Below are 10,089 nucleotides of genomic sequence, written 5' to 3' on the forward strand. Positions count from 1 at the left end.
ACAGACGTTTCGTCGTAATTCCGGCTTCCTTCTTCCAGACAAGAGGTCAGCAACAGGGTCATGCCGATCATTCCCCACAATAAGATTGTTCTGTTCATGTTCATTTTTATTATGTGATTATTTAAATTCATACCTCAGCCCCACACTCAGATCCATCACGATCTTGCTGTCGGAATAGATGGTTTTATATTCGTTGTTTGCATCGAAGTAATAAGCGCCTCCTATCTTGCCGTATAGTTTTACATCCTGATAGACCGGGAAAGAGACTCCCACCCCGGCATTGACGGATATCTGCGGGTTGCGCTGAGATATCCGGGTGATCTCTTCCTCCTCCGACGAGATATTCAATTCAGGCGACACCCCTACGCCTTTTCTCCGGTATTCACCGTACACATCCTTTTCCAGCATCCCTCCCACAGAAGCATACACATTCACTTTCTTCACCGAAAAAAGATTGTAATTTACGTTCAGGGGTATGCCCAGATAATGAAGACGCTGCGTTTCCTGTACCTGCAGATTGACGCTGGAATTTCTCACTTTGGAAGAGAGATGAGTATATATAAGTCCGGTCTCCAGAGAGAGGTCGTTGAACAGCGACTTCGATACCGTAATGCCGAAGGATACGGGCTGGTCATGTTCCATCTCCGACACATTGCCGGCTGTATTGTTTGTGGTAAGCAACATCTTGGAATCCGACAACGGTGGATTATTCTCAGCATACTGAGCACTACGCAATGTCATGGGCGAATTTACTGTCTGCTGAAAAGGAGTCAAGCCACCACGACCGCTCATCGCCAGGATTATCTGCCTGTTGTCTGCTCTCCCCCGGTCCTGATCTTTCCGCAAACCTTCCTGTTCACGGCCAACCGTGATATATTCCTCCACGCCGGCATCTTGGGCAAGTGGTGTCGCCTGTAGCACCCCGGCCTTCTTAACGGCCGAGGAAAAATCTTCTTCCCTTATATTTCTCCTGGGGGTTGCCAGGACCGTCTGTCCCCGTTGCAGCCACGTTTCGTTCCGATCCGGTTTATTGTATGCAGTAAGGGGGGGGGTATTTTTTTTGATTTGGTTTGTTGCACGAAAGGGAGTAACCGATGCCGGTGATACTGCCTGCTCTGCGTTTTTGGGAAAAACCACCTCCGGGTTGCTGTCATGGGAAGGGTCGGTCTGAGAGACGGAAGATTCCGAAACCAGTGCGACTTCGTCGGATGTGGGCAGAACAAAAAGGAGCCCTCCCACAAGCAGGATCACGGCTGCCACAGCCGATGCAGCGTACCACCGGCGACGGACAATCGTGCGAGCATTGCGGGCTGCATTCAGCGATTGTTCAATCCGATCCCATCCGTCGGCAGGCACCGGTGCTCTGTAATCGCCAAGCTTCGATTGTATCTCTCTTCTAACCTCGTTATCTGTATTCATTATATCTGCCATTGTTAAGATGGAGGATGGCTTTTATCTTATTCTTTAACATTGTCTTTGCCCTGAAGAACTGAGAACGCGAAGCTGCCTCCTTGATGCCCAGCATCTGTGCAATTTCTTTGTGAGACATTTCTTCAAAAATAAACAGGTTAAATACTGTCCTGTATCCCGGGGGTAAGTTCCTGATCATCTCCATGACTTCCTCGCGGGGAATATTTTCTATATCGAGTAAATCGTCGGCATCCTCTTCGGCTTCGTGAGCATACAAGTAGCCATATTCTTCCAGAAACCGATTCTTCTGTTTTTCCTTCCGGAAATTTTCCAATGCCAGATTTACAAAAATACGTCTTAGCCAACCTTCAAAAGAACCCTTGCCCGAAAATGAGCCTATTTGCGTAAAAGCGCGGATAAATCCATCGTGCAACAGGTCACGGGCAGCTTCTTCCTCCCTGCAATAGCGCATACACACAGCCATCATTACAGGAGCATAACGCTCGTATAATGCCTTTTGGGCATTACGGTCCTGTTTCTTACACGCTATTATCAGTTGCGAATCATCCATTCTTATCGCAGTTCAAATCATAGATGAAATAAGAGTAAAAACGTTGCACCAAATGGATTGTTTTTATCCTAATTTATCGTTTATTAAGAAAAAGACATGTATAACCCACCTATGTATGCATTTCGTTCTCAAATATACTATCAGCCTTAAAACAAAGCAAGTGAAATTAATTAAGAATGTGTAAATTTATATTGCAGTATAACTGTTTTTTACTTATTTTTGTCCTATCAATCCACTAAAAGTCCTCTTTATGAAAGATTTTCTAAAAATCATGCTCGCATCCGCTATTGGATTTGTTATCGCGCAAGTTATTCTTTCACTGATTGCCATGCTCTTTTTTTTAGGCATGATGGGCTCCCTCGTGAATTCCGTGGCTACCGAGAAATTCACGCTTCAGGAAAATTCGGTTTTAAATCTGCGACTCGATGGACCTATCACGGAGAGGACACCGGAACAGGACCCGTTTACGTCCATGATTGGAGCCGACTACCCTTCCGCCATGGGGCTCAATGATATTGTGGGTGCAATTCGCAAGGCGAAAAACAACGATAAAATAAAAGGTATTTACCTCGATTCACGCATGCTTTCGGCTTCGATGGCCACATTGGCAGAGATCCGCCAGGAACTGATCAAATTCAAAGAAAGCGATAAGTTTATTGTGGCATATGCCGATACCTACTCACAAGGCGGCTACTACCTTGCTTCGGTAGCCGATAAAATAGCTATCAACCCACAGGGGATGCTCGACCTGCATGGATTGGCTTCCACTCCCATTTTCTTCAAGGATGCCCTGGATAAATTGGGCATCCAGATGCAGATTTTCAAAGTCGGCACCTACAAATCGGCAGTAGAACCCTTCACTCAAAACGAAATGAGCGAGGCAAACAGGGCTCAGATTACCTCTTATCTGACCGACACCTGGAGCTTCCTACGACAAGATCTGGCGGAATCACGCTCCCTCACGCCGGCGAAAATAGATTCACTGGCCAACAGCTTCCCCTTGTTACAGTCGACAGACTATCTGCTTACGGCAAACCTCGTGGATACTCTGTTGTACGAAACCGAAATGAAAGACTACCTCCGCACACTGCTGGATATCAAGGAAGACACCAGAATCCCTTCAGCCACAGTTGCGGAAATGAAGTCGGTAAGCACCAAACCAGTAAAAAAAACCGGCAACACCGTCGCCATCCTCTATGCCAGCGGGAATATTGTCTCCGGCAATGGTTCATCGGAGATACAGGACAAGTACATGGTTGATCAGATCGAAAAGCTAAGAAAAGACAAGGATGTAAAGGCTGTGATATTTCGCATCAACTCCGGCGGGGGAAGCGCATATGCATCGGAACAAATATGGAAAGCGATCGCCAGGTTGAAGGAAGAAAAGCCTGTGGTCGTTTCGATGGGAGACGTGGCAGCTTCGGGAGGATATTATATTGCCTGCAATGCCGACAGGATTGTGGCACAACCCACCACGCTCACCGGCTCCATCGGGATATTCGGTGCCATCCCGAACCTGGAAGGTACCAGCAAAAAAATCGGAATCTATACAGACGAGGTGAAAACCCACGAGTTTTCCGATTTCGGAAATATCACCCGCCCCTTTAACGAAAGGGAAAGAAAGATGATGCAGGCTTACATCGAGAAAGGGTACGACCTTTTTCTCACCCGCTGTGCTGAAGGGCGCAACATGCCGAAAGACACCATGGCATTGTATGCCGAAGGCCGGGTATGGACAGGCAATCAGGCAAAAGAGATCGGGCTTGTCGACGAATTGGGCGGCATGGAACGAGCCATTGAAGTAGCGGCTGAGATGGCCAACCTGGGCAAAAGCTACGTCGTTTTCGAATATCCGAAGATGCGCTCCCGCATCGATGAGCTGCTAAGACCTGCCAGGGAAGATCTGGCTGCCCAAACATTAAAAGAATATCTGGGTGATAGTTATGAATTATTTATGATTTTGAAAAACCTGAAAGAACAGGATTACATCCAGGCTCGTGTTCCTTTCGACTTGAATATCAGGTAACAACATGGACAAACCCATTGTAGAAATTCGCCGTTCCTTGCTGCCATTATCCTGGCTGTACGGGATTGGTGTAAATTTCCGGAACGGATTATTTAACAGAAAAATACTCAAACAACGCACATTTCAGATCCCGGTGATCTGTGTAGGAAATATCACGGTAGGCGGCACCGGAAAGACCCCTCATATTGAATATCTGATCAGGCTGCTTTCCCCCCGGTACAAAGTAGCCGTACTAAGCAGAGGATACAAACGCAAGAGTAAAGGTTTTCTGATTGTGGATCCCGACTCCAAAGTACGTGATGTGGGAGATGAGCCCCTGCAAATCAAAAAGAAGTTTCCGGGAACGCTGGTCGTGGTGGATAAGAACAGGGTTGCTGCCATCGAAAAGATACTCTCCATTGAAAAGGCGGAACGCCCCGACGTCATCTTGCTGGACGACGGCTTCCAGCATCGCCATGTGTTGCCATCACTCTCTATCCTGCTGGTGGACAGCAACCGACCGGTATTTGAAGACCGGTTGCTTCCGGCGGGGCTGCTGCGGGAGCCGCTCAACGGAAAAGACAGGGCTTCGATCGTGCTGGTCACCAAATGCGATCCAGACATGCAGCCCATCGATTACAGGATCTACACAAACGGTCTGGACCTGTTTCCCTATCAGGATCTATATTTCACGGCACTCGATTATGACGCCTTGAAACCGGTATTTCCCGAGTTGAAACCCGAGCCACTTCACTTGGACGAATTGCGCAAGAAACACCTTTTCCTGGTTACGGGCATCGCTTCTCCCGCTCCACTGGTAGATAAGCTGGAACACAAGACCTACAACCTGTACACGAAGTTTTTTCCCGACCATCATCCGTTCACCCGGGAGGACATACAATCTATCCGCCAGATGATATACTCGGTAGAAGATGACAACAAAATAATTCTCACCACCGAAAAAGATGCGGTGCGCTTTCGCGCACTGCCTTTTCTGGACGATGAGATAAAAAAAATGCTTTATTATATTCCGGTACGCGTCACCTTCGTGGATGACGCCGAAAGAGATTCATTCAATCATAAAATTCTTGAACATGTTAGAAATTATCAAAGAAACAGCAGATTATCTGAATAATAAAATCGGGGAGATACCAAACACCGCCATCATTCTGGGCACGGGACTGGGGGAGCTTGCACACGAAATTGCCGACAAAAAAGAGATTCCATACACCGAAATACCCAATTTTCCGGTCTCCACCGTGGAGGGGCACAGCGGAAAGCTGATCATCGGCACATTGGGTGGCAAAAAGGTACTGGCAATGCAGGGACGCTTTCACTATTACGAAGGATACGACATGAAACAGGTTACGTTTCCCGTGCGTGTTTTTCAGGCACTCGGCATTGAATATCTCTTTGTATCCAACGCGGCAGGCGGCATGAACCCCAGCTTCGATATTGGTGACATCATGCTGATTGAAGACCACATCAACATGTTTCCGGAACATCCGCTACACGGGAAAAACTTCAACGAACTGGGTACCCGCTTCCCCGATATGAGCGAAGCCTACAGTAAATCATTGCGCCTGATGGCCATGGAAATAGCCAAAGAGAAAAACATCAAGTTGCAGCATGGTGTATATGTAGGAGTGCAGGGGCCCACGTTTGAGACTCCGGCCGAATACAACTTTTTCAGAATAATCGGTGGTGATGCAGTGGGAATGTCTACGGTGCCGGAGGTGATCGTGGCCAACCATGCCGGCATGAAGGTGCTTGCTTTCTCCATCATCACCGACCTGGGCGTGATCGGCAAGATCGTGGAAGTATCGCACGAAGATGTGCAGGAAGCCGCCAAAATAGCACAGCCCAAGATGGCTGAGATCATGCGTACCATCATCGGGAGAATCGAATGAGGAAAACAGAAATAGCCACGCTGGGAGAATTTGGGCTGATTGATCATTTGACCAGCGATATCCGGCTTACGCAACCCTCCTCCCTCAAGGGGGTGGGCGATGATGCTGCCGTGCTGGATTACGCGGGGAAAAAGACACTGGTCACCACCGACCTGTTGCTGGAGGGGATCCACTTCGATCTGGTATATGCCCCCCTGAAACATCTGGGATACAAGGCTGCCGTCATCAACTTCTCCGACATCTACGCGATGAATGGCACACCCCGGCAAATCACCGTTTCGCTGGGCATATCCAAACGCTTCGCGGTGGAAGATCTTGAAAGCTTCTACAGCGGACTGAAGCTGGCTTGTGAGATTTACGGGGTAGATATCGTGGGCGGTGACACCACTTCATCGCTGACCGGCTTTACCATCAGCATCACTTGCATCGGCACAGCAGACGACGACAAGATTGTTTACCGGGATGGAGCCAAAGATACGGACCTCATCTATGTATCGGGCGATCTGGGTGCTTCATACATGGGGTTGCAGCTGCTGGAAAGAGAGAAAAGCGTGTTCGATGGCAGCGGTGAGGTGCAGCCCGATTTTGCAGGGAAAGAGTACCTGCTGGAGCGGCAGCTCAAGCCGGAGGCACGGAAGGATATCGTGGCCCTGCTGGCGGAAAACGGCATTGTTCCGACCGCCATGATCGATATTTCGGATGGATTATCGTCCGACATACTGCATATCTGCAAGCAGAGCAATGTGGGATGCCAGCTTTTTGAAGAGCGACTTCCAGTTGATTACCAGACCGCCATGATGGCGGAAACATTCAATATGAATGTGACCACCGTCGCGTTGAACGGAGGCGAGGACTACGAGCTCTTATTCACTGTACCGCTCACGCTGCACGAGAAGATGAGTGCAGTGGCAGGTGTACATCTGATAGGTCATATTGCCAAACCCGAACAGGGTTGTTACCTGGTGACCCGCGACGGTCAGGAGATGCAACTCCGTGCCCAGGGCTGGAATCATCTTGTGGACGAACAATCGCTTTGACGATTGTTTCCCGGACATCACTTCCCATTGAAGCGTAATTGAGCAATATTTTTTTGACTTTTTCGTTGGCAAATTTTGCATTTCACAAAAATGCGCTTATCTTTGCACTCGCAATTTAAGCAATGTTGGTGCCATAGCTCAGTCGGTAGAGCAACGGACTGAAAATCCGTGTGTCCCCGGTTCGATTCCTGGTGGCACCACCCAAAAAAACACTTGAATATCTGATTTCAAGTGTTTTTCTTTTTTATCTACCCATCAATTCAGCAGATAATGAAGGATCCGGGATCAACGGAGCACATTTTCCGGCACTGCACTACACTTTCTCCTTTACTCGCTCGTATAATACTCCAAATATTCAAGACGTAACATCGACTCAGATTAAAAGGAAATACGGGCTAAAAAAGGAAACATCAGAGTTGTGGTAGCACGGCAAACTACAGTTTGTTATATCAACGACCGTGAAATGCCTGCAGATATTTATCGATGTAGAGTTGCTTTTCTTTCAATCTGTATTGCTGGATAAAACGGGGGTGCTCCAGAACCGTAAGCCGGTCGAATAACTTCTCTTCGGCATTAAGCCTGCGGATATAGTCTGCATTCTTCTTTCCGAGGATAAACACTTCGGTCGTGTCGAGTCCCATACCGATGTATTTATGCAAGGAGTCGATCATAAACTCCTTCACCGACTCAAACAATTCCGGATCATCATAATAATTTGCATTGAGCCATGCACCTCCTGCTGTCTCCCTGATAATAGCCAGAGGAAATGGGGAATTAATATAAAAATTCTGATAGAAGCGGGCTGTTCCACCATATGCCTCGATCATATCATAAAGAAAGACCGAGGAGACCTCGTGCGTGCGTGCCGATTTCATTTGAATATCACAGGCGCTCTCCAGCCTCTTTGTGTCCGTAAAAGGTACTCCGGTCACTCCCGCCCCATTGCGGCTCGGATTTATCCCGATAATAAAGCGCCGTTTTTCCGTATCGTGGTAATATTTGTGGTAAAACTCGTCCATCACCTTCATGGTTTCAGGATTGTCCATAAACGGGTTCATCACCCGAAAGCCCTCCGGCAAATTACCGGTGTACGTCAAATGACGGTTGAATGCAATTACTTTGTCTGCGAATGTCTCCATAATTCAAAGATAATATGCAGAAATTGATTTCGGAACAATGCATTTAAAGCATTTTTCTCAGCGCTGCCCTGTCGTTGATTTGAATATCACGCCGGTTCACATTAATCATCCCCTCCTCTGCCATCTCCATCATCACTTTTACCAGCGCGGGACGCGAAACGCCAAACAGGCGAGCCATACTTTCTTTCGATGTTTTCAACCGAAATGACTTTTCCCCTTCCGATTCTTTCAGCAGGTAGTATGCAAGCTTCGCACGGATGGTACGCAGGGAGACCAGCCGCAGTTTCTCGGAAAGAAAAAACACCTTGTTGGAGATATATGCCAGAAATGACATCATAAAACACTCGTATTTTCTCATCAGAAAATAGACATTATCTCTCGGTATTACCGCAACAGTACAGGCTGTATTGCAAATGGCAGATACGGGAGAGCGATTATCCGAAGAGAATAGAAATCCCGTTGCCATCGGATTGGGCGCCCTGATCTGTTCTACTTTCATAAAGTCGCCTTTCTCATCGGCCATCTCTGTTACGATCTCGCCCATAATCAGGACGTAGAGCGAATCATAACGAACCCCCCGGGCAACAATCACGTCTCCCTTCTGATAACTCCTGACTGAAAACCGCACGTCTTCCAGAAAGGAGTCACGTTGTTCATCGGGAATTGAACTGCACAAGGGACATTGAAAGATCATGCGGCGATAATCAAGTTCAGGGTGCTGTAGTTTCATTTTTTCCTTCCGGTATTTTATTATTGTTGACAATCAGGCTCAGACGGGATTATCTGCTTCTTCCTCATTGATTTTTCGATTGTACATTTCTCTTCCTCATTTTTTACAAATGTCATAATTATTACAGTTTTTTGCAAATATTATTCCTTTCTTTGTTATTGACAGATATATTTAAAGCGTTTAACCATGAGCAAGCTGCGGTTCTTTTGGAATGAAGTCAGGCCCCGCGGAGGATGGAAATACCCTGCCATCATTATCTGTGGCGCTTTCGTGGGGCTCTTCGTGTATACTTTTTTTGCTTCCCGTGCTTACAGCTATCTGTCAAACGATCCGGCCACATGCGTAAACTGCCACATCATGGGGCCCTACTACGCCACCTGGATGCACAGCTCACACGGCAGAAATACCACCTGCAACGACTGTCACGTACCCCAGGACAATAAAATCAAAGGGTATTACTTTAAAGCGACAGACGGATTACGCCATTCCGTCATTTTCACTGTACGCGGCGAAAGCCAGGCGATTCAGGCCATTGAAGCCAGTTCTCAGGTAATCATGGACAACTGCATTCGCTGTCACACCCAACTCAATACCGAGTTTGTGAATACAGGGCGCATGGGTTACAGAGAAATGAAGGATACCGACGGAAAAGCCTGTTGGGACTGCCACAGAGATGTGCCTCACACACGGAGCAGATCGCTCTCCTCCACTCCAAATGCACGTGTACCGATGCCGGCAAGCAATGTGCCGGACTGGTTGCTGGATATGGTAAAGAATGCCGAAATGAAAAAATAAGGGCCAGGAGCCAAAGTGCAAGAACCAGGATATAACGAACAAGAACGAAAAGCCGGACACTGAATTCAATATATACAATAATAACACTATGAACAGGAAGAGGAATAACAACAGGATGAAGCCATGGGTAGGCTGGCTCCTGTTTTTCGTGACAATGGGTGTGGTTTTCCTCCTTGGAATGCTGGCAGCATCCGTGACGCAACGCCGGGCAGAAATTGCGAGCGTGATGAACAACAAAAAGGTTGAAATCACCGGAATCGAATCGCGCAATGAACTGTTCGCCGTAAATTATCCCCGCGAATACGAGACCTGGGCGAAAACAGCCGACACCACTTTTCAAAGTGAGTTCAACGGAAGCAGCGTGAGAGACGTCCTCGAACAGCGCCCGGAAATGGTTATCCTTTGGGCCGGATATGCCTTCTCGAAAGATTACGGTACCCCAAGAGGACATATGCATGCCGTGGAAGATGTGCGCCATACCCTGCGGACCGG

At 47.7% G+C, this 10,089-nt stretch carries 10 protein-coding genes and 1 tRNA gene; 7 read left to right on the plus strand and 4 right to left on the minus strand.

The genetic code is table 11. The features are described 5' to 3' along the window. Positions 1-117: 117 nt before the first annotated feature. Both B3Z75_RS06615 and B3Z75_RS06620 read right to left on the minus strand, forming a co-directional pair. Entirely contained in the window at positions 118-1,419 is a 1,302-nt protein-coding gene (locus tag B3Z75_RS06615) for a hypothetical protein (protein ID WP_294068865.1), read from the minus strand. Then, positions 1,406-1,981, minus strand: a complete 576-nt coding sequence (locus B3Z75_RS06620; RefSeq protein ID WP_294068868.1) for an RNA polymerase sigma factor — start codon at positions 1,979-1,981, stop codon at positions 1,406-1,408. The genes B3Z75_RS06615 and B3Z75_RS06620 overlap by 14 nt, the downstream gene beginning before the upstream one ends. A gap of 250 nt (positions 1,982-2,231) precedes the next feature. On the opposite strand from B3Z75_RS06620, the gene sppA reads away from it, so the two are divergent. From sppA to B3Z75_RS06645, 5 genes are all read left to right on the plus strand, one after another. Beyond that, positions 2,232-4,007, plus strand: coding sequence for a signal peptide peptidase SppA (sppA, locus tag B3Z75_RS06625; protein ID WP_294068871.1), 1,776 nt, complete (start codon positions 2,232-2,234; stop codon positions 4,005-4,007). Positions 4,008-4,011: 4 nt separating this feature from the next. Further along, the gene (gene lpxK, locus B3Z75_RS06630; RefSeq protein WP_294068874.1) at positions 4,012-5,121 is read left to right on the plus strand and encodes a tetraacyldisaccharide 4'-kinase; all 1,110 of its coding nucleotides are present in this window, start codon (positions 4,012-4,014) and stop codon (positions 5,119-5,121) included. Beyond that, positions 5,081-5,896 (plus strand): purine-nucleoside phosphorylase, encoded by an 816-nt coding sequence (locus tag B3Z75_RS06635; protein ID WP_294068877.1) that lies wholly within the window; start codon positions 5,081-5,083, stop codon positions 5,894-5,896. The genes lpxK and B3Z75_RS06635 overlap by 41 nt, the downstream gene beginning before the upstream one ends. Then, complete coding sequence (thiL, locus tag B3Z75_RS06640; protein WP_294068880.1) at positions 5,893-6,933, plus strand: thiamine-phosphate kinase; 1,041 nt, start codon at positions 5,893-5,895, stop codon at positions 6,931-6,933. The genes B3Z75_RS06635 and thiL overlap by 4 nt, the downstream gene beginning before the upstream one ends. A gap of 127 nt (positions 6,934-7,060) precedes the next feature. Then, a tRNA-Phe gene (locus tag B3Z75_RS06645) sits at positions 7,061-7,133 on the plus strand. Positions 7,134-7,382: 249 nt separating this feature from the next. Here the strand turns inward: B3Z75_RS06645 and B3Z75_RS06650 are convergent. Further along, positions 7,383-8,072 carry an SMUG2 DNA glycosylase family protein gene (locus tag B3Z75_RS06650; protein WP_294068883.1) on the minus strand — a complete coding sequence of 230 codons (690 nt, stop codon included), beginning with the start codon at positions 8,070-8,072 and terminating at the stop codon, positions 7,383-7,385. Positions 8,073-8,115: 43 nt separating this feature from the next. Continuing rightward, on the minus strand, positions 8,116-8,802 hold the full coding sequence (locus B3Z75_RS06655) for a Crp/Fnr family transcriptional regulator (protein WP_294068886.1): 687 nt from the start codon (positions 8,800-8,802) through the stop codon (positions 8,116-8,118). Positions 8,803-8,988: 186 nt separating this feature from the next. On the opposite strand from B3Z75_RS06655, the gene nrfH reads away from it, so the two are divergent. Continuing rightward, positions 8,989-9,597 (plus strand): cytochrome c nitrite reductase small subunit, encoded by a 609-nt coding sequence (gene nrfH, locus B3Z75_RS06660; RefSeq protein WP_294068889.1) that lies wholly within the window; start codon positions 8,989-8,991, stop codon positions 9,595-9,597. Positions 9,598-9,685: 88 nt separating this feature from the next. After that, positions 9,686-10,089: ammonia-forming cytochrome c nitrite reductase subunit c552 (locus tag B3Z75_RS06665; RefSeq protein ID WP_294068892.1), on the plus strand; the 404-nt coding region annotated here is incomplete at its 3' end.

This window comes from Proteiniphilum sp. UBA1028, assembly GCF_002316955.1.
Taxonomy (GTDB): Bacteria; Bacteroidota; Bacteroidia; order Bacteroidales; family Dysgonomonadaceae; genus Proteiniphilum.

Excerpts from the sequence above, each read along its gene's own strand:
- B3Z75_RS06615 (WP_294068865.1), bottom strand. The coding sequence starts at position 1,419 with ATGAATACAGATAACGAGGTTAGAAGAGAGATACAATCGAAGCTTGGC.
- B3Z75_RS06620 (WP_294068868.1), bottom strand. The coding sequence starts at position 1,981 with ATGGATGATTCGCAACTGATAATAGCGTGTAAGAAACAGGACCGTAAT.
- sppA (WP_294068871.1), top strand. The coding sequence starts at position 2,232 with ATGAAAGATTTTCTAAAAATCATGCTCGCATCCGCTATTGGATTTGTT.
- lpxK (WP_294068874.1), top strand. The coding sequence starts at position 4,012 with ATGGACAAACCCATTGTAGAAATTCGCCGTTCCTTGCTGCCATTATCC.
- B3Z75_RS06635 (WP_294068877.1), top strand. The coding sequence starts at position 5,081 with ATGTTAGAAATTATCAAAGAAACAGCAGATTATCTGAATAATAAAATC.
- thiL (WP_294068880.1), top strand. The coding sequence starts at position 5,893 with ATGAGGAAAACAGAAATAGCCACGCTGGGAGAATTTGGGCTGATTGAT.
- B3Z75_RS06650 (WP_294068883.1), bottom strand. The coding sequence starts at position 8,072 with ATGGAGACATTCGCAGACAAAGTAATTGCATTCAACCGTCATTTGACG.
- B3Z75_RS06655 (WP_294068886.1), bottom strand. The coding sequence starts at position 8,802 with ATGAAACTACAGCACCCTGAACTTGATTATCGCCGCATGATCTTTCAA.
- nrfH (WP_294068889.1), top strand. The coding sequence starts at position 8,989 with ATGAGCAAGCTGCGGTTCTTTTGGAATGAAGTCAGGCCCCGCGGAGGA.